The organism is Ensifer sp. 22521, assembly GCF_052044795.1.
Classification (GTDB): Bacteria; Pseudomonadota; Alphaproteobacteria; order Rhizobiales; family Rhizobiaceae; genus Ensifer.
In genome coordinates, this window is record NZ_JBQENM010000020.1 from 12,233 (window position 1) to 36,263 (window position 24,031).

Annotated in this window: 21 protein-coding genes and 1 riboswitch; of the genes, 9 read left to right on the forward strand and 12 right to left on the reverse strand. The window is 62.5% G+C overall.

Going from position 1 to position 24,031, the window contains the following annotated elements; all coding sequences use genetic code 11:
- Positions 1-438: 438 nt before the first annotated feature.
- Together ACTJKE_RS25735 and ACTJKE_RS25740 are read left to right on the forward strand one after the other, a co-directional pair.
- Complete coding sequence (locus tag ACTJKE_RS25735) at positions 439-1,728, forward strand: NAD(P)/FAD-dependent oxidoreductase (protein WP_113514424.1); 1,290 nt, start codon at positions 439-441, stop codon at positions 1,726-1,728.
- Positions 1,729-2,130: 402 nt separating this feature from the next.
- Positions 2,131-2,661 (forward strand): dihydrofolate reductase family protein, encoded by a 531-nt coding sequence (locus ACTJKE_RS25740; RefSeq protein ID WP_093234444.1) that lies wholly within the window; start codon positions 2,131-2,133, stop codon positions 2,659-2,661.
- A 95-nt stretch (positions 2,662-2,756) separates the two neighbouring features.
- On the opposite strand, the gene ACTJKE_RS25745 is transcribed toward ACTJKE_RS25740, so the two are convergent.
- The 8 genes from ACTJKE_RS25745 to ACTJKE_RS25780 form a co-directional block, all read right to left on the reverse strand.
- The gene (locus tag ACTJKE_RS25745) at positions 2,757-4,277 is read right to left on the reverse strand and encodes a globin-coupled sensor protein (protein WP_162764782.1); all 1,521 of its coding nucleotides are present in this window, start codon (positions 4,275-4,277) and stop codon (positions 2,757-2,759) included.
- 452 nt (positions 4,278-4,729) lie between these two features.
- Positions 4,730-5,449, reverse strand: coding sequence for a ParA family protein (locus ACTJKE_RS25750; RefSeq protein ID WP_113514429.1), 720 nt, complete (start codon positions 5,447-5,449; stop codon positions 4,730-4,732).
- Positions 5,450-5,637: 188 nt separating this feature from the next.
- Positions 5,638-6,384 carry a ParA family protein gene (locus tag ACTJKE_RS25755; RefSeq protein ID WP_113514431.1) on the reverse strand — a complete coding sequence of 249 codons (747 nt, stop codon included), beginning with the start codon at positions 6,382-6,384 and terminating at the stop codon, positions 5,638-5,640.
- 237 nt (positions 6,385-6,621) lie between these two features.
- Entirely contained in the window at positions 6,622-7,767 is a 1,146-nt protein-coding gene (locus ACTJKE_RS25760; RefSeq protein ID WP_113514433.1) for an iron-containing alcohol dehydrogenase, read from the reverse strand.
- The gene (locus tag ACTJKE_RS25765) at positions 7,764-9,149 is read right to left on the reverse strand and encodes an aldehyde dehydrogenase family protein (RefSeq protein WP_112994771.1); all 1,386 of its coding nucleotides are present in this window, start codon (positions 9,147-9,149) and stop codon (positions 7,764-7,766) included. The genes ACTJKE_RS25760 and ACTJKE_RS25765 overlap by 4 nt, the downstream gene beginning before the upstream one ends.
- An 83-nt stretch (positions 9,150-9,232) precedes the next feature.
- Positions 9,233-10,597, reverse strand: coding sequence for a glutamine synthetase family protein (locus tag ACTJKE_RS25770; protein ID WP_093234439.1), 1,365 nt, complete (start codon positions 10,595-10,597; stop codon positions 9,233-9,235).
- Between the two features lie 150 nt (positions 10,598-10,747).
- Positions 10,748-12,295: an amino acid permease gene (locus ACTJKE_RS25775; protein ID WP_057253390.1), complete on the reverse strand. Its 1,548-nt coding sequence runs from the start codon at positions 12,293-12,295 to the stop codon at positions 10,748-10,750.
- A 113-nt stretch (positions 12,296-12,408) separates the two neighbouring features.
- Positions 12,409-13,182, reverse strand: coding sequence for an N-formylglutamate amidohydrolase (locus tag ACTJKE_RS25780; protein ID WP_083203687.1), 774 nt, complete (start codon positions 13,180-13,182; stop codon positions 12,409-12,411).
- Between the two features lie 174 nt (positions 13,183-13,356).
- Between ACTJKE_RS25780 and ACTJKE_RS25785 the strand changes: the two genes are divergently transcribed.
- From ACTJKE_RS25785 to ACTJKE_RS25815, 7 genes are all read left to right on the forward strand, one after another.
- Positions 13,357-14,235, forward strand: a complete 879-nt coding sequence (locus tag ACTJKE_RS25785; protein ID WP_057253386.1) for a MurR/RpiR family transcriptional regulator — start codon at positions 13,357-13,359, stop codon at positions 14,233-14,235.
- 205 nt (positions 14,236-14,440) lie between these two features.
- Complete coding sequence (locus tag ACTJKE_RS25790; RefSeq protein WP_057253383.1) at positions 14,441-15,547, forward strand: ABC transporter substrate-binding protein; 1,107 nt, start codon at positions 14,441-14,443, stop codon at positions 15,545-15,547.
- 186 nt (positions 15,548-15,733) lie between these two features.
- On the forward strand, positions 15,734-16,615 hold the full coding sequence (locus tag ACTJKE_RS25795) for an ABC transporter permease (protein WP_057253381.1): 882 nt from the start codon (positions 15,734-15,736) through the stop codon (positions 16,613-16,615).
- Positions 16,612-17,394, forward strand: a complete 783-nt coding sequence (locus ACTJKE_RS25800; RefSeq protein WP_057253380.1) for an ABC transporter permease — start codon at positions 16,612-16,614, stop codon at positions 17,392-17,394. The genes ACTJKE_RS25795 and ACTJKE_RS25800 overlap by 4 nt, the downstream gene beginning before the upstream one ends.
- An 11-nt stretch (positions 17,395-17,405) precedes the next feature.
- A complete protein-coding gene (locus tag ACTJKE_RS25805; protein ID WP_057253378.1) occupies positions 17,406-18,467 on the forward strand; it encodes an ABC transporter ATP-binding protein in 1,062 nt (353 codons plus the stop codon).
- Between the two features lie 95 nt (positions 18,468-18,562).
- A complete protein-coding gene (locus ACTJKE_RS25810) occupies positions 18,563-18,907 on the forward strand; it encodes a TfoX/Sxy family protein (protein WP_162261321.1) in 345 nt (114 codons plus the stop codon).
- A gap of 490 nt (positions 18,908-19,397) precedes the next feature.
- Positions 19,398-19,548: riboswitch (FMN riboswitch) on the forward strand.
- 91 nt (positions 19,549-19,639) lie between these two features.
- A complete protein-coding gene (locus ACTJKE_RS25815; protein ID WP_058321849.1) occupies positions 19,640-20,113 on the forward strand; it encodes a 6,7-dimethyl-8-ribityllumazine synthase in 474 nt (157 codons plus the stop codon).
- Positions 20,114-20,489: 376 nt separating this feature from the next.
- On the opposite strand, the gene ACTJKE_RS25820 is transcribed toward ACTJKE_RS25815, so the two are convergent.
- From ACTJKE_RS25820 to ACTJKE_RS25835, 4 genes are all read right to left on the reverse strand, one after another.
- Positions 20,490-21,773 carry a low temperature requirement protein A gene (locus tag ACTJKE_RS25820; RefSeq protein ID WP_113514435.1) on the reverse strand — a complete coding sequence of 428 codons (1,284 nt, stop codon included), beginning with the start codon at positions 21,771-21,773 and terminating at the stop codon, positions 20,490-20,492.
- 155 nt (positions 21,774-21,928) lie between these two features.
- A complete protein-coding gene (derI, locus tag ACTJKE_RS25825; protein WP_057253372.1) occupies positions 21,929-22,369 on the reverse strand; it encodes a D-erythrulose-4-phosphate isomerase in 441 nt (146 codons plus the stop codon).
- A 43-nt stretch (positions 22,370-22,412) separates the two neighbouring features.
- Positions 22,413-23,180 (reverse strand): triose-phosphate isomerase, encoded by a 768-nt coding sequence (locus ACTJKE_RS25830; RefSeq protein ID WP_113514437.1) that lies wholly within the window; start codon positions 23,178-23,180, stop codon positions 22,413-22,415.
- A complete protein-coding gene (locus tag ACTJKE_RS25835) occupies positions 23,177-23,962 on the reverse strand; it encodes a DeoR/GlpR family DNA-binding transcription regulator (protein WP_113514470.1) in 786 nt (261 codons plus the stop codon). Before ACTJKE_RS25835 ends, ACTJKE_RS25830 begins: the two co-directional genes overlap by 4 nt.
- Positions 23,963-24,031: the final 69 nt, after the last annotated feature.

Genomic DNA, 24,031 nt, shown 5'->3' on the forward strand with positions numbered 1-24,031 from the left:
GCAGCACTTCAAAGCGCACAGCGAACTTTGCGCGTCTTGATAAGACGCTCGGCGCTGTAGGCCAACCACCGCTGCCGAAAGTTTTTTTGCACCATTTCCCCCAATTGGGTGAGTGACTTCGGCCAAACGGCATAGAAGATGGCATTGCCTGATTGACCATCCACGACAGGCACATTTTTAAAGATGTATCGCCGAAGCGAGACGACGTTTCGGCAAAGATTTTTCAGACGTATACATTTACAAGACCGCAGCTGCCGACGACCCAGCTGCGGTTTTTCTTCATCACCCCCCATCGCACAGCGCCCCGATGCCTCTCGCGCCGGCCTTGCATCATGACTTCATGAAACATTGTCATGAGAATTTTCCCCGCAATCGGCTATCACCGACAGAACCCTGACCTATAGCCGGACGTCCGGCCGCACTTGAAGGAATGCCGCGATGGCGACGGAGCGCACCCTGCCCAACCTCTGGCATGCGACGGCACCGGCCGCGCCCGAAACCAGGCCGCTCAGCCGCGACCTGACGACCGATGTCGCGATCATCGGCGGCGGCTTCACCGGCCTATCGGCAGCGCTGCACCTCGCCGAAAAGGGCGTGAAGGCGACGGTGATCGAGGCGAAGATGATCGGCTTCGGCGGCTCCGGCCGCAATGTTGGCCTCGTCAATGCCGGCATGTGGGTCAAGCCCGACGATCTCATCTCGACCCTCGGTCCGGCCGCCGGCAACCGCCTGCTCACCGAGCTCGGCGATGGCCCGTCGATGGTCTATGCCCTGGTCGAAAAACACGGCATCGCCTGCGAGGCGGTGCGCAACGGCACGCTGCACATGGCCGTCGGTAGCGAAGGTGTCACGGAAATCAGGGATCGCGAAGCGCAATGGCAGAAGCGCGGCGCCCCGGTAGAGGCGCTCTCCGCCGAGCGGGCGCATGCGCTCACCGGCGCCGAAGGCTTTTCCGGCGCCCTGCTCGATCGCCGCGCCGGCACGATCCAGCCGCTCGCCTATGCCCGCGGCCTGGCACGCGCAGCCCTTGCTGCCGGTGCCGAGATCTACACCGACACGCCGCTGACAGGCGCCGAGCGCCAGGGCGAGACCTGGGTGCTGAAGGCCGGCAACAGCGTCATCCGCGCCAAGCAGGTGATCCTTGCCACCAACGCCTATGGCGGCCTCTTCGCCGAAAGCCCGTGGCAGGCGCATACGCAGGAACTGACGATCCTGCCCTATTTCCAGTTCGCCACCAATCCGCTGCCCGATGCGGTCGCGGGCCGTATCCTGCCGGAACGCCAGGGCACCTGGGACACCGGCCTCGTCATGACGTCGTTCCGCATGGACCAGCAGAACCGGCTGATCTTCGGCTCGATCGGCCGGCTCGACGCGATCGCCGAAGGCACGCATCGTGCCTTTGCCGCCCGCTCCGTGCGCAAGCTCTTCCCCTATATCGGCGATTTCCGCTTCGAATACTGGTGGGACGGCCGCATCGGCATGACCACCAACAACCTGCCGGCCGTGCATACACTCGCGCCCAACGTGGTTTCCGTCAGCGGCTACAACGGCCGCGGCATTGCGCCGGGCACCGTCTTCGGCCGGGCTCTGGCGAACCACGTCACCGGCGAGACCTCGGCGATCCCGCTTGCCGAAACACCGGTAACCCCAGACACCTGGCGCACCGTGAAGTCGGCCTTCTACCATGCCGGCGCCCAGGCCAAACATTTCATCGACCGGCGCTTCTGAGCAGCTACCAGAGGATGCACCGGACCGGTCGTGCCGGTCCGTTACCTCGATGACAGCTTTCTTTCTCTGTCATCCCGAAGGAAAGCTCCGCGACCATTCTGGGTCGGTTCCGGCAGACCGGCCTTCTCCGGGCCACCAGCCGGCCGGCCAGAATGGTTCCGGCTATCTGCACCTCTGACCGGGTCAACAACTCGCGGAAGTTACGGCCGTCAGGCACATCGGATCGCGAGATGACGATCAAGCTCCAGCGCCCCAGCCCTTGAGAGTCACTTTGATCGAGTAGCGCGGGCGCTCATGCGCCCCCCAAAACCGATTGCGTTACAAAAGCAGTCGATCTATCCTACACCGATTGCAATCCACAATCAGATGCGTGCGATATTCCATGTAGGGAAGGATGCGGTTATGGCAAAGCTCGTGTTCGGAATGAACCAGTCGCTGGACGGCTACGTCGACCACATGGAGTTTGCGCCGAGCCCCACGCTCTTCCGCCACTTCATCAAGGAGGCCGAACAGCAGACGGGCAGTCTATACGGTCGCGGTATTTACGAGATCATGCGCTACTGGGACGACGAGCATCCTGAATGGGATGAAGACGAACGGGCCTTCGCGACGGCGTGGCGGAAGCAGCCGAAATGGGTCGCCTCGCGCTCCCTGACCTCTGTGGGCCCCAATGCCCGGCTCGTCGACGGTGATCTAGCGGCCGCGGTGCGCAAGCTGAAGGCCGAGCACGACGGCGAGATCGAGGTGGCTGGCCCGGTCCTCGCGCACAGCCTCACCGAGCTTGGCCTGATCGACGAGTACCGGATCTACCTGCACCCGGTCGTGCTCGGTCGCGGCAATCCCTATTTCGCCGGCCCCCGACCGCCGCTCCGTCTCGTAGCTCACGATCCGATTGGCGAGGATGTGGTGAGGTTGACCTACGTTCCTGCTTGATCTCGCTGGCGAAAACGCAGGCCGCCCAGTCCTACAAATAAACGCCCCGGATCATGCCTGACCCGAGGCGTCGTCTTTCAAGACGGAATGCACGATCACGCCGCCGCGCGATAACCCGAACCAGCACTGACCTGTACCTGCCCAGAGGTCCGGAAGGCGCGCAGGCGCATGGCGATGTGCTCGGCCTCGCCCGTCAGCGCCTGGCTTGCGGCGTTGGCCTGCTCGACCATGGCGGCATTCTGCTGGGTGATCTGGTCCATCTGGGTGATGGCGGTGTTGACCTCCTGCAGGCCCGTCGCCTGTTCGGCGGTGCTGGCGCGGATGGCGCCGAAGACGGAGCTGACTTCCACCACCTGGGCGACGATCTGCTGCAGCGACTGGGCCACCTGATTGACCGAGTTCACCCCGTCGTCCACCTGGCCGCGCGACTTGGCGATCAGGCCCTGGATATCCTTCGCAGCGTCAGCGCAACGCTGAGCAAGCGCGCGGACTTCGGACGCGACAACGGCAAAACCCCTGCCCGCCTCGCCGGCCCGCGCCGCTTCGATACCGGCGTTCAGCGCCAGGAGGTTGGTCTGGAACGCGATCTCGTCGATCACGTCGACGATCCGGGCGATGCTGGCCGACGACGTCTGGATCTCCTGCATCACCTCGATCGCGTGGCTGACGATCTCGCCGCTCTGTTCGGCATTGGCGCGCGCGGCAATGACGGTCGAGTTCGCCTGGTTGGCGCCTTCGGCCGTCTGCTTGACGGTGCGCGTCACCTGCTCGACGGCTGCCGCCGTCTCCTCGAGATTGGCGGCCTGCCGCTCCGTGCGCTTGGCCAGATCGTCGGCGGCCGCGGCGATTTCCTTGGCACTCGTATGGATCTGGCTGGCGCCGGCCTCGATGCCGCCGATGGCACGAGAGAGTTCGCCGATCGCGTGGTTGAAGTTTTCGCCAAGCTCCTGATAGGCGACCGGCAGATCGGCGCCGATGCGCGCTGTCAGATCGCCGTCGGCGATCTTCTTCAAGGCGGCGCCGAATGTCTTGCTGATCAGCGCGCGCTCGGCCGCCAGCACTTCTTCCTGGACGGCGCGCTGCTTGGTGACATCGGACGCATCCATGTAGACGGAGATCGACAGATCCATATCGAGGAAGACGCCCTTGACGAGGCTCGACAGCATCGCGCCCATGTCTTCGGCCGAGGTGGTCTGGCGCGAAAACAGACCGGCCTTCGGCCAGTACGCCCTAACGATTTCGGTAATCAGATGTTCGGCGATCAGCGCATAGCCGCCGATGTACCAACGGGGCTCGAGGCCGATGCGCGCGTGGACCTGGCCGATGGTGCAGACCTTGGCGCTGTAGTCTTCATTGAAGTTGGCGTCGGCGATGTTTGCCCAGTGGCCGACCTGCGCGCCCTTGGCACGATCAATATGGCTGTCGGACGAGAAGAAGCGCTTCGTCTCAGGCGTCGCCTTCACCTTGCCATAGAACTTGTCGAGCGCCGGCTTCAGTTCCTTCTCGAGGATCGGCTTCAGCGCCTTGAGGCTCGTTCTGGCGGCATCATCGAGCGCCATGAAATTCAGACGACCGGCAACATCCTGCGTGCCGGCAGCGGTGTGTTCCGTTTTCATGCGCGAACTTCCCTGCATGCTCTGCCGCATGTTTTTTCGATCTGGGGACGAAAACACGCAGCAGTTCGAAGTGATACAACGACCTTGGCACCTTTGGTTGGGCGCGGCGCTGTTGTGGATCATGGAGACAGGATCGACGGCGCACTGCATGTTTCCTTTAATCGTATTCGATTAAAGGACAAAAACATGCAGCACTTCAAAGTGCTACAGCGACCTTTGCGCGTCTGATAAGACGCGCGGCGCTGTAGGCGTCTGAGATCATCGCCGCAGTCATGGCGGCCGATTGCCGATTGCGGTGATCGCGAGGGGCAAGCTGTGTCCTTGGCCACTGTTAGAAGCCTAGGGTAAAGGAAGCCTTACGGGCGACAGCTATTTCGCGAGTGCTGAAACAGGATTCAACCGGAACTGACGAACGTCAATTCCGGTTGAAAGGGAACAATTCGAGGAAAAGATCAGGCGGCGTTGCGCGACGCCCAGGACGGAATGCGTGCGGCCCAGGAACGGCGCGCCTTGACCGGCAACAGCGACTGCACTTCCTTTGCCAGCGCAAACGCGTTTTCGCGCGCCTTGTCGAGGTTGCTGACACGGGTCGGATCCATCGTCTGCAGCGTGCCGCCGCAGTCGAAGATCTCGCGATAGGCGGCGCGTTCGACGATCGGCGTATCGAGCACCGAGACGCCGCGTTCTGCAAGCATGGCCTTGATCGTCTGCAGCGCGCGCGTGGTGACAAGCGAATTGACGCGGGTGAGCACGACCGAATGGTTGATGCGTTGCTTGGACCGATCCTCGATCTGGCGGATGAGTTCGAGGATCTGCGCCGCGCCGCGCGCGTCCATGGCGCAGCCCTGCACCGGGATCAGCACCTGATCGGAAATGGCCAGCGCCAGTGCGACAATTTGGTCTTTCGCGCCCGCGAGATCGATGACGATGTAATCCGCCTCGTCCTTCATCTCGCGGATATGACATTCGAGCGAGCCGGGCGTGATATGCGAGATGACCGTGAGATTGGCGATGTGGCCGGAAGCTTCGGCCCAGCTTGTGATCCAGCGCTGCGGATCGGCATCGAGAACCACGACACGATGTCCTTGCCTTGCCAGCTCCGTCGACAGGATCAGCGCTGCCGTCGTCTTGCCCGCGCCGCCCTTTGCATTGGCGAAAGTGATGACCGCCATGATATTCCTCATTCTGTGCGTGTTCCGCGCTGAACCCGACGGCCACGGCCGGTGGTTCGCTTCTTAACGAAACCTTTCAGAACATGGTTAACGAATTGGTAACGCACGAACGTGAAACCTGACAGTCACGCGGCCGGAAGACCGGCGGCACGCTGCAATGAAGATCAAAACAGCAGAGGTTCCGGCTCTCAGGCCGGCAGTACGACCGGGTCCGCCGTCCGCTCCGAGCGGTAGCACATCGACGAGAACGGACCGTGCCGCATTGCTTCTCCGGCCGGGTTGAGCAGCCTCAGCACGTCATCGGCAAAGGCGCGGGCATTGGCCTGGGCCTTTGCCAGATTGCTGACCCTGGCAGCATCGAGCGAATAGAGCGTATCGCCCTGCTCGAACAGTTCGCGGAAAGCCGTGCGTTCTACCAGCGGCGTATCGACGAGGCGGATCTTGCATTCGGCCAGCATCAGCTTGACCTTGCGCATCGCCCGCGTCGTCACGATGGCATTGACCCGCGTCAACAGCACCGCATGGTTGATATTGGCGTGCGCATTGTTCTCGATATAGCGGATCAGCTCGAGCACCTGCGTGGCACCGCGCGCATCCATGACGCAGCCCTGAACCGGGATCAGCGTCAGGTCTGAAAGACCGATCGCAAGCGCAACCAGCACGTCGGCCGCTCCCGAGAGGTCGATGACCACATGCTCGACGCAACCTCGCAGCCGTCTGAGGTGGTCGCTAAGGGTCGTCGTGGTGACACCGGAGATGACGGAGAGATTGCTGTCGCTTCGACCGTGCCTAAACCAGTCGGCCATGCAGGCGAGCTGGTCGCAATCGAGAACCGCAACCCGGTCGCCGCGCCGGACAAGCTCGCTGGCGAGCAGCAACGCCGCCGTCGTCTTGCCAGCTCCCCCCTTCGCATTCGCGAGGGATATAATCGCCATTGCTCGACCCTAACTCACCGCGGCCCTTGGTTCCGGGCCGAAACATACGCATACCCTAATGGAAGCGTTTCAGATCGCGGTAAACGAACTGTGAAGGACGCACTTCCAGCGAACCAAATCGTGACAGTTCCGTGACAATTAGGTACAAATCGGCTGCAATGGCAAGTGGTATTTTCGATCCCTCTAAACTAAGGGGGATCTGGCGCCTCACCCGGGCGAGGCGCCAGCAACACTATGTCAGATGCACTCGCGGAAGAGTTTCTTCGCGGCATCCAGCGTCAGTTCGACCGGGTTGCCGCCCGCCGTCGGGTCGACGATCGCCATCTCCGACATTTCGTCGATGCGGTCCGTACCGACGCCGAGTGCCGACAGCTTATCCGGAACGCCGAGTTCCTCGCGCAGCTTCAGCACGTAGTCGTAGAAACCGTCGAAACCGCCGGAAATGCCGAGATAGGCGGCGGCGCGCACGATCTTGTCCTCAATCGTCGGGCGGTTGAAGCGCAGCACCGGCGGCATCACCACCGCATTGGTCATGCCGTGGTGGGTGTTGTAGATCGCGCCGACCGGATGCGACAGCGAGTGAATGGCGCCGAGGCCCTTCTGGAAGGCGACGGCACCCATGGCAGCCGCACTCATCATGTTGGCGCGGGCCTCAATGTCCGTGCCGTCCTTGTAGGCGCGCGGCAGATACTCTTTCACCAACCGCATGCCTTCGAGCGCGATGCCGGCCGACATCGGATGGTAGAAGGGCGAGGAATAGGCTTCCAGGCAATGGGCGAAGGCGTCCATGCCGGTGCCGGCGGTGATCACCTTCGGCATGCCGACCGTCAGTTCCGGGTCGCAGATCGTCACTGCCGGCAGGAACTTCGGATGGAAGATCACCTTCTTCACGTGGCTTGCGGAATTGGTGATGACGCTGGCGCGTCCGACTTCCGAGCCGGTGCCGGCCGTCGTCGGCACGGCGACGATCGGCGCGATGCCCTCGACGCTCGCGCGTGTCCACCAGTCGCCGATGTCCTCGAAATCCCAGACGGGGCGGCTCTGGCCGGCCATGAAGGCGACGCACTTGCCGAGATCGAGGCCCGAGCCGCCGCCGAAGGCGACGACACCGTCGTGGCCGCCGTCCTTGAACGCCTTGACGCCGGCTTCAAGGTTGACGTCATTCGGGTTCGGATCGACGTCGGCGAAGATCGCCCTACCGAGATCGGCGGCTGCGAGGATGTCGAGCGCGTTCTGGGTGATCGCCATCGGCGCGAGGCCCCGGTCGGTGATCAGAAGCGGCTTCTTCATGCCGACCGCCTTGCAATGGTCGGCAAGCTCCTTGATCCGGCCGGCACCAAACTTGATGGCGGTCGGATAGCTCCAGTTGGCGGTGATGGTCATGCGGTGACTTTCTTCAGATGGTAGGATTTCGGACGGGTAAGGTTCTGGAAGCCGATGACCGAGAGCGAGCCGCCACGGCCCGTTTCCTTGACGCCGGTCCAGCAAAGCGCCGGGTCGAGATAGTCGGCGCGGTTCATGAACACCGTGCCGGTCTCGATGTCAGCGCCGATGCGCGCGGCGCGCTCGGCATCCTTGGTCCAGAGCGATGCTGTCAGACCGTACTGGCTGTCGTTCATCAGCTCGATCGCCTGGCTGTCGCTCTTCACCTTCATGATGCCGACGGCCGGACCGAAGGTCTCTTCGCGCATGAAGGCCATGGAGTGATCGACATTGGTAAGGATCTGCGGCGCGAGATAGGCGCCACCGTCATCCTGCGGGAACAGCTTCGGGTCGATGAGAGCCTTGGCGCCCTTGGCAACCGCATCGGCGATCTGCTCGCGCACGGTCGCGGCGAAGCGCTTGTTCGCCATCGGCCCAAGCGTCGTTTCCGGATCGAGCGGGTTGCCGAGCTTGTAGTTGGAAACCCAGGCGACCGACTTCTCGACGAAGGCGTCATAGAGCTTTTCATGCACGTAAATGCGCTCGATGCCGCAGCAGCACTGGCCGGAATTGTAGGTGGCGCCGTCCATCAGCGTGTCGACGGCCGCGTCGAGATCCGCGTCTTCCATGACGTAGCCCGGATCCTTGCCGCCGAGTTCGAGCCCGAGCCCGGTGAAGGTGCCAGCGGCCGCGCGCTCGATCGACCGGCCGCCTTCGACCGAACCGGTGAAGTTGACGAAATCGAAGCTCTTGGCAGCAATCAGCGCCGCTGATGTCTCATGGTCGAGGAAGATGTTCTGGAAGACGTCGGCGGGAACGCCGGCCTCGACGAAGGCGCGCACCATGCGCTCGCCGACGAGGATCGTCTGACTTGCATGTTTGATGATGACGGTGTTGCCGGCCATCAGCGCCGGGGCGACCGTGTTGATCGCGGTCATGTAAGGATAGTTCCACGGCGCGACGACGAAGACGACGCCATGCGGCTCGCGCGCGATGCGGCGCTCGAAGCGGTCGCTCTCCTCGATCACCAGCGGCTTCAGCGCATCGGCGGCGATCGTGGCGACATAGTTCGAGCGCTCGTTGAAGCCTTTGAACTCGCCGCCGTAGCGCACCGGCCGGCCCATCTGCCAGGCAAGCTCCGGCACCACCTCGTCGACCATTTCATTGAGGCGGGCGACACCTGATAGCACCAGGTTGACGCGCTCGTCGAGCGGACGGCGCGCCCAGGCCTTCTGCGCCTGGCGGGCGCGGGAAACCACCTGTTTTGCCAGCTCCAGCGGCATCGCCGGGCGTTCCGCGTAGACTTCGCCGTTCACGGGCGAAATGCACTTGATCATGCTCATGATCGTTTTCCTGCTTTCATTGCGAATGATGCGGTGGCCGACCCTGCCAGGATCGGCCACCGTGTGAGAGATAGGGACCAGGATCAGGCCCGTTCGAAACCGCGTGCGACCTCCCAATCGGTGACGCGGCGGTCATATTCTTCCTGTTCCCAGTGCCCGGCCCGCGCGTAGTGCTCGATGACCTCATCACCAAAGGCGTCGCGCAGCATCTTGGATTCGCTAAGCGCCGCCGTCGCGTCTCTGAGCGTGCGCGGGATCTCGCGCACGTCCTTGCCGCCATAGGCGTCGCCGACGAAGGGCGCTTCCAGTTCCATCTTGTTTTCGATACCGGAAATGCCGGCGGCGATCAAAGCCGCGAAAGCGAGATAGGGATTGAGATCGGAGCCACCGACGCGGCATTCGATGCGGATCGCCTTGGTGTCCTCGCCGCAAAGGCGATAGCCGGCGGTGCGGTTATCCTTGCTCCAGACCGCCTTGGTCGGCGCGAAGGTGCCGGCCATGAAGCGCTTGTAGGAGTTGATGTAGGGCGCAAGGAAATAGGTGATCTCGCTCGCATGGGTGAGCAGCCCCGCCACATAGTGGCGCATCATCTCCGACATGCCGTATTTGCCGCTCTCGTCGAAGAATTTCGAGGTCTTGCCGTCGGCACTCCAGAGCGACTGGTGGATATGCGAGGAGGAGCCGGCGGCCGAATAATTCCACTTGGCGAGGAAGGTGATGGCCTTGCCGCGCGACCAGGCGATCTCCTTGCAGCCATTCTTGATGATCGCGTGCCGGTCGGCCATTGTCAGCGCGTCGGCATAACGCACGTTGATCTCTTCCTGCCCGGCCGACGCCTCGCCCTTGGAATTTTCGACCGGGATGCCGGCGCCCTGCAGGCCGTTGCGGATCGCCCGCATCACATCTTCTTCCTTGGTGGTCTGGAAGATGTGGTAGTCCTCGTTGTAGCCGCTGACGAGTTGCAGGTCGCGATAGCCGGATTGGCGGGCATCGTCGTAGGACTGGTCGAACAGGAAGAATTCGAGCTCGCTCGCCATGTAGGCCTTGAGCCCCATCTTCTCGAGCCGCGCCACCTGCTTCTTCAGGATCGCGCGCGGCGAGTGCGGCACTTCCTCGTGGGTGTGATGGTCGAGCATGTCGCAAAGCACGAGCGCCGTGCCTTCGAGCCAGGGAATGCGGCGAAGTGTCGAAAGGTCCGGCTTCATCGTATAGTCGCCGTAGCCCTTCTCCCAGCTCGTCGCCTTGTAGCCGGGAACGGTCTCCATCTCCATGTCGGTCGCAAGCAGATAGTTGCAGCTATGCGTTTCCTTCCAGGCGCCGTCGACGAAGAACTGCGCGTGGAAGCGCTTGCCCATCAGCCGGCCCTGCATGTCGACCTGGCAGGCGAGAACCGTATCGATGCGCCCGGCGGCGACGTCTTCCTTCAACTCATCAAACGTATAGCTCATCAACTTCCATCCCATGTTTGGTCACGCGGCCGTTCCCTTGGGTCACGATATTTTTGGGCCGCGTGGACGTGATCCGTTCAAGTAACCGGACAAGCTCCGGAAAAGAAAAGGCGGAAGTCGCGGTCGCGCTCCCGCCCATTTTGTTGGTGTTCAGACTTCGCCGACGGCCTTTTCGGCAGCGGCAATCTCGGCCTGGCGGCGCGCCACTTCGTCGCCGATCGGCGGGCCGCGGAAGCGGCGGGTTTCGAAGCCGAACCAGATCAGAGCCGTCAGCACCAGGAAGCCCACGGTGATGTAGAGCGCCCAGTCGTTCGGCGGTTGGATACCGAGAACGAAGATCAGCACCATGGCGATGATCGACAGAACCGCGAAGAGTTTGAACATCGCCTCGCCCAGGTTCCACGGGCCCATTTTATCCCACTTCGAGGTTCCCCAGGCGAAAAGGCCGAGCGTGATCGGGATCGCGAAGGAGAAGAACAGGAAGATGACCGTGCACGAGACGACGATCGTATAAACCGGCGTTTCGCCGATCGACACGAGCGACGAGCCCCAGACGAACAGGACCGAGAGGATCGAGCCGGTCCAGATCGCCGCAACCGGCGACCGGTGGGTCGGGCTGACCTTGGCGAGCGCCCTGGAGGCCGGCAGACCGCCGTCACGCGAGAAGGCGAAGATCATGCGTGATACCGAGGTCACCGTCGCCAGGCCGCACAGCCACTGGCTGACGAGGATGGCGAGATAGAGGATGTCCTTTATGACCGGGTTGACTTGGGCGTCCATCGCCCAGAAGAACACGTTCCAGCCCTGCTTGGCAGCTTCGTCCATGTTCGGGATCATCAGCACGAAGGCGCACAGCATGATGTAGCCGAAGAGCGCCGACCAGAGCACGGAAGAAACCATACCGCGCGGCACGGATTCCGCCGCCTTGACGGTTTCTTCCGAGGTGTGGGCAGAAGCGTCGTAGCCGGTGATCGTGTAGATCGGCAGCAGAAGGCCGAGCAGGAACACCCAGGTGCCCGACGTCTGCGGCCAGACGTTGCCGCCGGCTTCACCGGAATAGTTGGAGAAGGTGAAGAGCCTTGCGATGTCGTAGCTGTCGGCGGCCGCGAGGCAAACGACGGCAAGCAGGATCGCAGTTGCGAAGATCAGGTAGCCGGAGAAATCGGTGAGCTTGGCGGTGAGCCCGATGCCCATGTGGTTCACGAGCGCCTGTGCGCCGGTGATGATCGCCAGGAAGACGATGCGGGTAGTGGTTGTGTCCTCCAGCGCGAAATAGGGCGTGCCGAAGGAACCCATGAAGAAGTAATAGGTGCCGACGTTGATCGCGCCGAGAACGGTGACGAGACCGAGCAGGTTGAACCAGGCGGTCACCCAGCCGGTAAAGCGGTTACCAAGGATCGAACCCCAGTGGTAGAGGCCGCCGGCCGTCGGATAGGCCGAGCTGATCTGCGCCATGGCGACCGCAAAGACCAAGGAAATGAAGCAGCCAAGCGGCCAGCCGATGCCGATCGCGGCGCCCCCTGCGCCGGCGGTCGCCTGGGCGAGCGAATTGATGCCGCCGGAGAGAATGCAGATGATCGAGAACGACACCGCGAAGTTCGAGAACTGGCTCATGCGCCGCTCGAGCTCCTGGGCGTAGCCCATCGAGTGCAAGACACTCATGTCCTGCTTTTTGTCCAAGTCGCTGTAGTCTGACATTTTTCTTCCCCTGATTTCTTCAGACCAGGCCGCCCCATTGCGGCTGGGTCCCATCAACCACCTGTCCCGGCGAGCCGGCACAGGACCGCGGCCAAGCCGCTCCCCAGGGTCTTTTATTGTGCTGAAAGTGCCGCTGCGCCTTTGCGCAGCAATCCTTCCAGATAGTCGGCCATGACCCTTTGGCCGATGTCATTGCGAATGAGATCGTTGCGGATCTCGATCATCACATTCGGCAGTCCGTTGAGGACGCCGTATTCAATCAGACTGTGAGTAACGCCGTCGGCCGGGCCATAGGGCTCGTTGCGGCGGATGTCGTAGGCGACCTGCCCCTTCGTCGCCACCGCCAGCATGTGGTCGGCAAGGCGGCTGTCCGCATCGTGTAGGATACCGACCTCGACGGCCCGCGGCTTGCCGAAATAGACGGGCGTAAAGCTATGCATCGTCACCAGGATCGGCGGCCTGCCGGCGGCCTTGCGCGCGGAAACGAAGCGCGCGACCGAATCGTGAAACGGGCGATAGATCTCATCGACCCGCGCCTGCCGCTCATCGTCTGTCATCGTCCGGTTTCCCGGGATCTCGTAAACTTCGCTCAGAACCGGCATCGCCGCCTCCGCCTCGGGCGGACGGTTGCAATCATAGGCAAGCCGCGAGAAGCGCTGGTAGATCAACGCCGCATCGAGCTTGGCGGCGAGAAGCTTGGCGACGGCGAGCGCGCCCGGGTCCCAGGCGATATGACTTTCGAGCGCCTGCTCCGTAAGCCCGAGCGTACCAAGGCGCTCCGGAACCCGGCGCGAGGCGTGCTCGCAGACGAGCACGATATCGCCCTTCCCTGTGGCGTTTTCGATCGCAACCGGATCGCCATCTGCTTCGGTCAAAAGTCGCGTCAACACCGGCATCCCCTTTTGCCCGTTAGACGTTCGTTAATGAAAAGAATTCTTCAGAGATTGGCGAGTGTCAATCGAAATCTGAAACGATCTCTTCAAAATTGCGATTGACTCCAATTGTGACAGCGATGTTTAATCTGTCACAAACCGGCTCTAGATCGGTTCAGGGGAGACATTTTGAGCAGCAAGGCGACATCGACGACGGTGTCGGATGTGATCAATGCCCACTTCACCGCGCTGACCCGCGCGGAGAAGCAACTGGCGGAGACACTTCTCGACAATTATCCCGTATCGGGACTCGGCTCGATCACCACGGTCGCCGAGAACGCCGGCGTATCGACTCCGACCGTCGCGCGCATGGTGCAGAAGCTCGGCTTCCGCGGCTTTCCGGATTTCCAGGCGCGGCTGCACCAGGAACTGGAAGCGACGATCTCCAATCCGATCACCAAGCACGACCGCTGGGCCGCCAATGCGCCGGGAACCCACACGCTCAACCGCTTCGCCGACGCGATCACCAGCAATCTGCGCGAGACGCTGACCCAGATCGATCCACGGGAATTCGACGAGGCCGCCGCCCTCATCGCCGACCGCAAGCGCAGCATCTATCTGCTCGGAGGCCGCATCACCCATGCGCTTGCCGACTATCTCTTCACCCATCTTCAGGTCATTCGTCCGGGTGTCACCGAGATCGCCTCCAACGCCAGCGCCTGGCCGCACTACGTGCTCGATATGCGCCAGGGCGACGTCTTGATTCTGTTCGACATTCGCCGCTACGAGCAGGAGATGGCGACGCTCGCCACATCCGCCCGCGAGCGTGGCGTCGAGATCATCCTCTTCACCGATCGCTGGACTTCGCCGGTCGCCAAATCCGCCTCCCGCGTGTTCCGCTCGCAGATCGAAGTACCGTCGGCCTGGGACAGCTCGGTGGTGATCCTGTTCTTGATCGAGGCTCTGATCGAGGCGGTGCAAAGTTCGAACTGGGAGGAAACCCGGGATCGAATGAAAACGCTCGAAGGCCTTTTCGATTCCACCCGCATCTTTCGCAAACCCGTCTAGGAGTGCTCGCCGACCCGTTCACGGAATTTCATACAGTTGTGCGACAGTGAGCCACCCCGCCAGAAAAAGAAATGTTCTTCCAACGACATAGGCGGCGCGAACGGATAAACCGCTGTCACATTACTTTCATGGCATCTCTTTAACAGCCTAGCCGAAATCGACTGAATACCCCACGAATTTGACTAAACCCATAAGGAGAACACCAGTGATTTCAAGAACCCATCGCCTGCTTTCGCTTTCCACCGCCGTTTTCCTGGCGACGACAGCAATCGCCGCCGCCGAGCCGAGCGCCGAACTCATCGAAGCCGCCAAGAAGGAAGGCATGCTGACCACCGTCGCCCTGCCCCACGACTGGTGCGGCTATGGCGACGTCATCGCCTCCTTCAAGGCCAAGTATCCGGAAATCCAGGTCAACGAACTGAACCCGGACGCGGGCTCGGCTGACGAAGTCGAAGCCGTCAAGGCCAACAAGGACAACAAGGGTCCGCAGGCCCCTGACGTCGTCGACGTCGGTCTCGCCTTCGGCCCGCAGATGAAGGCCGAAGGCCTGCTGCAGCCCTACAAGGTTTCCACCTGGGACGAGATCCCGGACAGCGTCAAGGACGCCGAAGGCTACTGGTACGGCGACTATTACGGCGTGATGTCGTTCCTCGTGAACAAGGACCTTGTCCAGACCGCTCCGAAGGACTGGGCTGATCTCCTGAAGCCGGAATATGCCGGTCAGGTCGCTCTCGCCGGCGATCCGCGCGCGTCGAACCAGGCGATCCTCGGCGTTCTCGCCGCCGGTCTCGCCAAGGGTGCGAAGTCGGGCAAGGAAGCCGGTGAAGCTGGCCTCGGCTACTTCGCCGAACTCAACAAGGCCGGCAACTTCGTTCCGGTCATCGGCAAGTCCGGTACGCTCGCCCAGGGCTCGACCCCGATCATCGTTGCCTGGGACTACAACGCGCTCGGCTGGGCCAAGACCCTCAACGGCAACCCGCCGACCGAAGTCGTCGTTCCGGCCAGCGGAGTTCTCGCCGGCGTCTACGTTCAGGGCATCTCGGCCTACGCGCCGCACCCGAACGCAGCGAAGCTGTGGATGGAGCACCTCTATTCCGACGAAGGTCAGCTCGGCTGGCTCAAGGGCTTCTGCCACCCGACCCGCTTCAACGCGATGGTCAAGGCCGGCAAGGTTCCGCAGGCACTGATCGACGCCCTGCCGCCGGCAGCGTCTTATGAAAAGGCCTACTTCCCGACGCTCGAAGAAGTCGATGCCAACAAGGCTGCCGTCACCGGCGGCTGGGATTCCGTCGTCGGCGCGAACGTTCAGTAAGTCTTTCCACAGACATGTCGCCTCGGCCGGTTTTCCGGCCGGGGCGACATAAGTTATTCGTAAGGAATTCAAGTCTTTGGAGCGGAATGAGGAAAAATGTGCGCGGGTTTCAGCCCGCACCCCGCTCTAACTTGCAAGTATCAATAACGCCCGCGTCGATAACGCGGTTTCAGGGGCGCGAACGGAATGTCATCTGCTAAACCCGACGCCAGCCCGCCGGCGCGTCGCCTACCGCTTCACTGGCTGGGCATTCTGCCCTTTGCCGCCTTTGTGACGCTGTTTCTGATATTGCCGACGGCAAAGATCGTGGTCGGCGCCTTTCAGACACCGGATGGCAGCTTCACGTTCGAGAACATCCGTGGCCTGTTCACGCCCTCGATCCTTGCGGCCTACTGGATCTCGATCAAGATCAGCATAGCCTCGGCGCTCCTCGGCTGCCTGATTGGCTTTGCCATGGCCTCGGCCATTGTCTTCGGCGGCTTGCCGAAGGGCATCCGCGGGCCGCTTCTGACCTTTTCCGGCGTTGCCTCCAACTTTGCCGGTGTGCCGCTCGCCTTCGCCTTTCTCGCTACCCTCGGCCCGGTCGGCATCGTTACGGTGTTCCTGCGCTCGAACTTCGGTCTCGACCTCAGAATGCTCGGCTTCAATCTCCTGTCCTTCTGGGGGCTGACAGTCACCTACCTCTTTTTCCAGATCCCGCTGATGATCCTCATCATCACGCCGGCGCTCGACGGCCTGAAGCGCGAATGGCGCGAGGCCGCCGAAATCCTCGGTGCCACCGGCCTGCAGTACTGGCGCATGGTCGCCTTCCCGATCCTGCTTCCCTCGCTGCTCGGCACGCTGGCGCTGCTCTTCGCCAATGCCTTCGGCGCCGTTGCGACCGCGATCGCGCTCACCGGCTCGTCGCTGTCGATCGTGCCGATCCTGCTGTTCGCCCAGATCCGCGGCGACGTGCTCGGCAATCCGCATCTCGGCTATGCGCTCGCCTTCGGCATGATCGTCGTCACCGGCATTGCCAACGCGATCTACATCTGGCTGCGCGGCCGCAGCGAAAGGTGGCTGAAATGAAGAAGATCTGGGCCTGGGGGGCCCTCGTTTTCGGCCTCCTCTATTTCACCCTGCCGCTCATCGGCATGACCAACTTCTCCTTGAAGATGCGCCGCGGCGAATATTCCTTCGACGCCTATCAGAAGGTTTTCGCCGATCCGCGCTTCCAGGAAACCTTCAGCTATTCGGTGCTGCAGGCGCTGTTCACCATCGTCTTCGGCGTGCTGCTCGTCGTACCTACCGCCTATTGGGTCCGGCTGAAGCTGCCGCGGCTGCGCCCCTATATCGAGTTCATCACGCTTCTGCCGCTCGTTATCCCGGCGATCGTCATCGTCTTCGGCTATATCCGGCTCTACAACACCTCGAGCTGGCTGCCGCTGACGGGCTCGCTGACGGGGACCAACATCCTCCTGATGTTCGGCTACGCGACGCTCGCTCTGCCCTACATGTACCGCGCGGTCGACACCGGCCTTCGCACCATCGACGTCGCCACCCTGACCGAAGCCGCCCAGAGCCTCGGCGCCGGATGGGCCACGATCCTCGCCAAGATCATTCTGCCGAACGTGCTCGTCGCGGTGCTTTCAGGCGCCTTCCTGACCTTTGCCATCGTCATCGGCGAGTTCACCATGGCGGCACTTCTGAACCGCCCGGCCTTCGGCCCGTACATGCAGCTCTTGGGCGCCAACCGCGCCTATGAGCCTGCCGCACTCGCCGTTATCGCATTCGGCATCACCTGGGGCTGCCTCGGCCTCATCCAGCTCGTCTCGCGCTTCCAAAAAAGCGCGCCTCCCAAGGCCTGAGGACCGCACCCATGAGTTTTCTGTCACTCACCAGCATCAAGAAGTCCTTCGGCCCTGTTCACGTCGTGCACGATTTCGACATGGACATCGAGAAGGGCGAATTCGTCTCCTTCCTGGGTCCGTCCGGCTGCGGCAAGACGACCGTCCTGCGCATGATCGCCGGCTTCGAGACACCCTCCGCCGGCTCTATCGTGATCAACGGCAAGGACCAAGGGTCGTTGAAACCCAACCAGCGCAACATCGGCATGGTGTTTCAGGCCTATGCGCTGTTTCCGAACATGAACGTGCATGACAACGTTGCCTTCGGCCTCAAGGTCGCAGGCACTGACAAGTCGGAGATCGACGCACGGGTGAAGCAGATGCTCGGGCTGATCAAGCTCGAGCACCTGGCGGACCGCTTCCCCTACCAGCTCTCCGGCGGCCAGCAGCAGCGCGTGGCGCTTGCCCGCGCCATTGCGGTCAAGCCGCAGGTGCTGCTGCTCGACGAGCCGCTTTCGGCGCTCGACGCCAAGATCCGCGTGTCGCTGCGCGAAGAAATCCGGCAGATCCAGCAGCAGCTCGGCATCACCACGGTCTTCGTCACCCACGACCAGGAAGAGGCGCTGTCGATCTCCGATCGTATCGTCGTCATGAATGCCGGACGTGCCGACCAGATCGGCACCCCCTTCGAGATCTACAACACGCCGTCAACGCGCTTCGTCGCTTCCTTCGTCGGCACGCTGAACATCATCGAGGGCAAGGTCGCGGATCCGGCCTCGGGCGCCGTAACGATCGGCAACCAGCAGGTGGCTCTGAAAGACCCGATTGCCGGCATGAAGGGTGGCGACAGCATCTCGCTGGCGTTGCGCCCTGAAGCGGGCTCGATTGCCGAAGGGGCGCAAGGCGATACGGCGCTTGCCGGCGAGGTCGTCTCGACGAGCTTCCTCGGCTCGGTCATCCGCACGCGGCTTCGCGTCGGCGGCGATGTCATCTCCTTCGACATGTTCAACAATCCGGGCGTAACCCCGCCGGTCTCGGGCGACAACGTCACCCTGCGCTTCGCCGCCAAGGACCTGCTCGTTATTCGCGAGTAGGCCTTGCAGAAGACCGATGAACGCTGGCGCGCAGGGCGCCAGCGAGTATGCAGCGGTTCGTTGCACCATTGCCGGAGACCCGCGAGGTTGCAATCATGGCCAAGGCTGAACCAAGTGCCTTCGTCAGGCATATCCAGGATGAACTCTCCGATCTCGGGCCTGTTCAGATTGACCGCTTCTTCGGCGGCTGGGCCTACGTCGTCGCAGACAAGCGCTTTGCCGTCAGCATCAAGGACCGCCTCTATTTCAGGGTTGATCAGGCGCTGAAAGACGCGCTGATATCAGAGGGTTGCCAGCCGTTCACCTATGAGAAGGGCGGCAAGACCGTGGTCGTGCATCGCTTCTACGAAGCGCCTGTCGACTGCCTCGACGACCGGGATGCCCTCCTCCACTGGGCCGGACGCGCGGTTACCGCGGAAGACGACGATCTGCGCGGATAGCGCTTCACCAAATCCCAAACGCCTTGCCACCCATAAACAGCAAGGCGATGACAAAGACACACGTGATGGGATACCGCCCAATCGCGGATGCCTCAAGAACCCAAAGCTTCAGCTTGAGGTGCTCACTGTCGGGTTTCGTGGGGAGTTTTGCCAATCGGAGCGCCTTTCTGTCACCAAAAGAAAAATTGATGAAGGCTGCTTCTGCTTCGCACTAACTATGAATCGTCCTGGGCGCGAGTGGTTTCTGGGTTCTCATCCCCAGGTGAGGAACCGTTGATATCTCGCGCTTGTTATTCGACCTTTCCACAGGTGATGCATCGATCCCCGACAGCTGATCGCCCTGCAGATAAAGTCGGCCGCAGCCAGCGCGAAAATACCGGAACGAGAAAGAGTTTCTCGCGCTCCGGCCGGACATGCAAAAATCTGTCGTGATTTCCCCTCTTTTCGTCGCGCCGTGCGTTTGATCGCTCGCAGGCGGACTATATAGTCGCGTTGTTCTCAGGGCGGGGCGAAATTCCCCACCGGCGGTAGCGGCCGAAAGGCCGAAGCCCGCGAGCGCTCTGGAGCTTACGCTCCAGAGGTCAGCAGATCCGGTCGAATTCCGGAGCCGACGGTCACAGTCCGGATGGAAGAGAGCAAGCAGGAACGTGGGCCCAGCGACGGGACCTCGCGCGCATGCATGTTCGCCCGACGGGATCATTGGAAACGCCAAACCCTGAAAGGCTTGAGACCATGACCATTTTTTCCCACCCCGCCGCCAAGATCGCGATCGTCCGTGCCCGCTGGCATGCCGATATCGTCGACCGCTGCGTCGATGCCTTCGTCGCGCAATGGACGAAGCTCGGCGGTTCGGCTGCCGACGTTGAGATCTTCGATGTGCCGGGCGCGCTCGAAATCCCGCTGCATGCGCAGACGCTGGCAAAGACCGGCCGCTACGCCGCGATCCTCGGCACCGCCTTCGTCGTCGACGGCGGCATCTACCGCCACGACTTCGTCGCCGGCACCGTGCTCGACGGCATGATGCGCGTGCAGCTCGACACCAATGTGCCGGTGCTTTCGGCCGTACTGACGCCGCACAATTTCCAGGAAAGCGAACCGCTCATTGCCTTCTTCCGCGAACACTTCGTCACCAAGGGCACGGAAGCCGCCAACGCCTGCTCGCAGATTTTGGATGCCCGCGCCAAGCTGGCGCTGGTCAACGCCTGATCGTCTGCGGCTCCGAAGTGAGCCTGCCTGGCGGGTGCGCCGTAAGCGCGCTCCCCCTCATCCGGCTGCCGCCACCTTCTCCCCGCTTGCGGGGAGAAGGACACGCGTGGCTCCTTGTCACCCAAACTCATCCTCTCTCGAGAACGGCCGGCCCCCCTGAGGTCAATCAGAGCCATCCCGCCAGCGAGAGCTCTCGTCCCCTCTCCCCGCCTGCGGGGAGAGGGTTAGGGTGAGGGGCAGAATTGCTCTCAGATCATGCCGAACTCGCAGCCCCCCGGAACGCCACAAGCACTCCCGTTGAATCAACTTGTGAGCCACCTGATTCAAGCCGACAGCCCCAGCCGATAAGCCCCTGTCTCGACTCTCAAATTCGCGCCTACCGCGCCGCCTCGCCGTCCTGCAGGCTGCGCTCCAGCGCCGCCATCCGGTGACGGTGGCCACCGGCCTCGTAGCCGACGATGGTGACGACGGGCGCGAACATCAGGATGATCAGGCACATCGCCATATCGAGCCAGGCCATCGCCGCAACGACGGACGCGGCCAGCACCAGCGCCGTGCCGAAGAGCAGCCAGAGATGCAGCCGGTCCGTCTGTCGCAGCAGATAGGCGTACATTGCGTAGAGCAGCCCGATATAGAGCGCGACGGGGACGGCAACGGTCAGCACGGTCGCCACCGAACTGATATGGGCCTTGTGCTCGATATAATAAGCCGCCACATGCAGCCTGGCGCCGGTGGCCACGATCGAGGCGAAGATCGGGATGTGGCCATAGCCCCAGACGAAGGACCGCTTGAGGCGGTGATGGTGCAGGACCTCGGCGCTCGGCAGCAGAAAATAGATCCACCACATGCCGAAGGTGAGCCCGGTGCCCGCCAGGCAGACAAGAGCAACGTCAAGGTTCCAGCCATCGCCGTCGACGACCGCGGAGATCGAGGCGACCGTGCCGACCACCCCCTCCCCGAGCGCGATGATCGCCAGCAGCCCGTAACGCTCGGCGATGTGATGCGCGTGCCAGGGCGTTCCGCCGTAGCGCATCTCGGCGATGCAGGGGCCGACCATCTCGACCGCGGTCAGCGCGACGACCATGGCAAAAGTCACGACGAGGGAGAAGTCGAAGAAGATCAGTACGATCCAGCCAAGCTGGGCGGCGCTGATCGCCTTCACATAGGCCATGCAGGCTTGCCGCCGCGCAGGATTCTGCCGGCTGGCGCGCAGCCACTGGAAGACCATGGCCACGCGCATGACGACATAGCCGAGCACCATGACGCCGTTGTTGAGGTGCTCGCCCTTGTCGATCGATTCGAACATCGGCGGCAGTCCGATTGCCAGGATCAGCACGCCGACCATCTGCACCATGGTGACGCTGCGAAAGATCCAGTCGTCGGTGTCGTAGGCCGATGCGAACCAGCTGAAATTGATCCAGGCCCAGCAGATGGCAAAGGTGGCAAAGCCGAAGCCCATCAGCCCCGCCGTGAAATGGCCCTCGGCAAAGAGATGCGCAAGCTGCGACGCAGCCAGGCTGAAGGCGATGACGAAGGTGAGGTCGAACAGAAGCTCGAGTGTCGTCGCGGTCCTGTGATGCTCAAGCGTATCGCGACCGCTCATGCGGGCCACGTGGTGATGAGCGCTCGGATGCGGTTCAATCGAGGTTGGTTCGCTCATGCGATAAGGTCCCTGCTGACATCTGCAAGCACATTCAAATATTTGCGGAAGCGTCGTCAAGGCGTGGTGCGCGCCAGAAATGAAAACGCCCGGCATCTCTGCCGGGCGTCTCGTCACGATGCCTGAGGGAGGATCAACGGGCGTCGCGATGTTCTTTATGCCTTGGCAGCATCGAGACGGTCGATCGCTTGCACGTTGCCGGCCGAAGCGCCCTGCGGATCGAATTCGGACGCGAGCCAGGTGTCGACGATCGATTTCGCCAGCTCCGGCCCGATGACCCGCGCACCCATGGTGATGATCTGGGCGTTGTTCGACTTCGCCGCACGCTCGGCCGAATAGGTGTCGTGCGTCAGTGCTGCACGGATGCCCGGCACCTTGTTGGCCGAGATGCAGACGCCGATGCCGGTACCGCAGAAGAGGATGCCGCGGTCGTGCTTGCCCTCGACGACCTGCTGCGCCAACTTCTGCGCGAGATCCGCGTAAAAGCCGGACTGGCTGAGGTCCACGACTTCGACGTCGGCCCGGCCCGCGAGATGGGCGGCAATGACGTCCAGCAGGGGCTTGCCGGCGCTGTCTGCCCCGATTGCAATCTTCATGATTGTTCCTTTCCATTCTTCAGGAACTGCCGCGGCCGAAGGCTCAGATCGCCTTTGCGACACGCTGCAGAATGTCAAGATAGCCGGCGACGTCCCAGGCGGAGCGGCCGATGAAGAGGCCGTCGATATGCGGCTCAGTGATCAGTTCTTCGCAATTGCCGGGATTGACGCTGCCGCCGTAGAGCACCGGCACGCGCCGGCCGAGCGCCGCTTCGGCGACGTCAGCGATGCGCTTGTGGCGCTCGTTGGCATAGTCTGATGTCGCGGGAATGCCGTTGACGCCGATCGCCCAGACCGGCTCGTAGGCAAGCAGGATGGTCGCGTTCTTCGCCTCGCCTTCGAGCAGCGCCAGAGCGCCCTCGACCTGACGCTTCAGCACCGCGTCCGCTTCGCCCGCCTCACGCTCGGCCAACTTCTCGCCGATGCAGATCAGCGGCACCAGGCCATGGCGCACGGCCGCCGCCGTTTTCAGGCCGACGGTGCGATCCGTCTCGCCGAAATGTTCGCGCCGCTCGCTATGGCCCAACTCGACCACGTCGAGATTGCAATCCTTCAGCATCAGCGGCGACACCTCGCCGGTCCAGGCGCCGGCATCGTCCCAATGCATGTTCTGCGCGCCGACCTTGACGCTGGCGCCTTCAAGCCGCGCCTTGACCTCACGCACCGCCGTGAACGGCGGGATGACGAAGCGCTGGATCCGTTCGTCGCGCGCTGCGTCTGCCGTAGCCAGGCCTTCGGCAAAGGCCATCGCCTCGGCGAGCGTCTTGTTCATCTTCCAGCTGGTGCCGACCCAGAGCCCGGACTTGTTCATGCTTTCTCCGATGTCTTGCTATTGCCAACCCTGACCAGCCGGATGCCCGCCTCTTCGAGGGGTGCTGCATGCTCGGCAGCCACTTCGGCGCCGGTCAGCACCGCGTCGAAGGCATCGAGCCCGGTCAGGAAGTGGAGCGCCGAGCGCCCGAATTTGTCGTGGTCCACCAGCAGGTATTTGCGCTTGGCCGCCTTCACCATCAGGCGCTTGGCCTGCACCACCTCCTGGTCCTGGTGGAAGGCCGTCGTCCCTTCGATCGCAGAGCTGGAGAGAAAGGCGATGTCGACGCGCAGCGACCGCAGCGCCTCGTCGGTGACGATGCCGAAGAAGCCATTGAACTTCTTACTGTACTGGCCACCGAGCGCGATGACATTGATGCCCGACGCACCCGAGAGGCTGGTGATCACGCCGAGATTGTTGGTGATGACCGTCAGCGGGCGAATGTCGCGGATACATTCGGCAATCGCGCCGGTCGTCGAGCTGTCGTCGATCAGGATGCTCTGCCCGGGCTCGATCAGCCCCGCCGCATATTCGGCGATCCGCCGCTTTTCGGCGGTGGCGATCTTCTCACGGTAACGGAAGTCGCTTTCGAATTGTGGGCTCGACTGGATCGAGGCGCCACCATGCACCTTGCGCAGCAGGCCCGCCTGTTCGAGGTCGTCGAGGTCGCGATGCACCGTCATCTTGCTGACGCCGAAGCGCAAGGACAGGTCTTCGACGGACGCCGCTCCGGCCTCCATCAGCACATCCATGATCGCCTGTCGCCTGTCTTCCGGCTTCATCATCTCGGTCCCGATCACGCGCAGCCATGGCCGCGCTCACCGTGAGAAGATAACACCTATTTGTGATAT

What these genes read in the sequence shown, in the direction of transcription:
- ACTJKE_RS25750 (WP_113514429.1), bottom strand. Translation starts at nt 5,449, where the DNA reads ATGGCGGTCATCACTTTCGCCAATGCAAAGGGCGGCGCGGGCAAGACG.
- ACTJKE_RS25820 (WP_113514435.1), bottom strand. Translation starts at nt 21,773, where the DNA reads ATGAGCGAACCAACCTCGATTGAACCGCATCCGAGCGCTCATCACCAC.
- ACTJKE_RS25830 (WP_113514437.1), bottom strand. Translation starts at nt 23,180, where the DNA reads ATGAACAAGTCCGGGCTCTGGGTCGGCACCAGCTGGAAGATGAACAAG.
- ACTJKE_RS25800 (WP_057253380.1), top strand. Translation starts at nt 16,612, where the DNA reads ATGAAGAAGATCTGGGCCTGGGGGGCCCTCGTTTTCGGCCTCCTCTAT.
- ACTJKE_RS25775 (WP_057253390.1), bottom strand. Translation starts at nt 12,295, where the DNA reads ATGTCAGACTACAGCGACTTGGACAAAAAGCAGGACATGAGTGTCTTG.
- ACTJKE_RS25795 (WP_057253381.1), top strand. Translation starts at nt 15,734, where the DNA reads ATGTCATCTGCTAAACCCGACGCCAGCCCGCCGGCGCGTCGCCTACCG.
- ACTJKE_RS25770 (WP_093234439.1), bottom strand. Translation starts at nt 10,597, where the DNA reads ATGAGCTATACGTTTGATGAGTTGAAGGAAGACGTCGCCGCCGGGCGC.
- ACTJKE_RS25740 (WP_093234444.1), top strand. Translation starts at nt 2,131, where the DNA reads ATGGCAAAGCTCGTGTTCGGAATGAACCAGTCGCTGGACGGCTACGTC.
- ACTJKE_RS25760 (WP_113514433.1), bottom strand. Translation starts at nt 7,767, where the DNA reads ATGACCATCACCGCCAACTGGAGCTATCCGACCGCCATCAAGTTTGGT.
- ACTJKE_RS25755 (WP_113514431.1), bottom strand. Translation starts at nt 6,384, where the DNA reads ATGGCGATTATATCCCTCGCGAATGCGAAGGGGGGAGCTGGCAAGACG.
- ACTJKE_RS25810 (WP_162261321.1), top strand. Translation starts at nt 18,563, where the DNA reads ATGGCCAAGGCTGAACCAAGTGCCTTCGTCAGGCATATCCAGGATGAA.
- ACTJKE_RS25815 (WP_058321849.1), top strand. Translation starts at nt 19,640, where the DNA reads ATGACCATTTTTTCCCACCCCGCCGCCAAGATCGCGATCGTCCGTGCC.
- ACTJKE_RS25735 (WP_113514424.1), top strand. Translation starts at nt 439, where the DNA reads ATGGCGACGGAGCGCACCCTGCCCAACCTCTGGCATGCGACGGCACCG.
- ACTJKE_RS25745 (WP_162764782.1), bottom strand. Translation starts at nt 4,277, where the DNA reads ATGAAAACGGAACACACCGCTGCCGGCACGCAGGATGTTGCCGGTCGT.
- ACTJKE_RS25765 (WP_112994771.1), bottom strand. Translation starts at nt 9,149, where the DNA reads ATGAGCATGATCAAGTGCATTTCGCCCGTGAACGGCGAAGTCTACGCG.
- ACTJKE_RS25835 (WP_113514470.1), bottom strand. Translation starts at nt 23,962, where the DNA reads ATGAAGCCGGAAGACAGGCGACAGGCGATCATGGATGTGCTGATGGAG.
- ACTJKE_RS25805 (WP_057253378.1), top strand. Translation starts at nt 17,406, where the DNA reads ATGAGTTTTCTGTCACTCACCAGCATCAAGAAGTCCTTCGGCCCTGTT.
- derI (WP_057253372.1), bottom strand. Translation starts at nt 22,369, where the DNA reads ATGAAGATTGCAATCGGGGCAGACAGCGCCGGCAAGCCCCTGCTGGAC.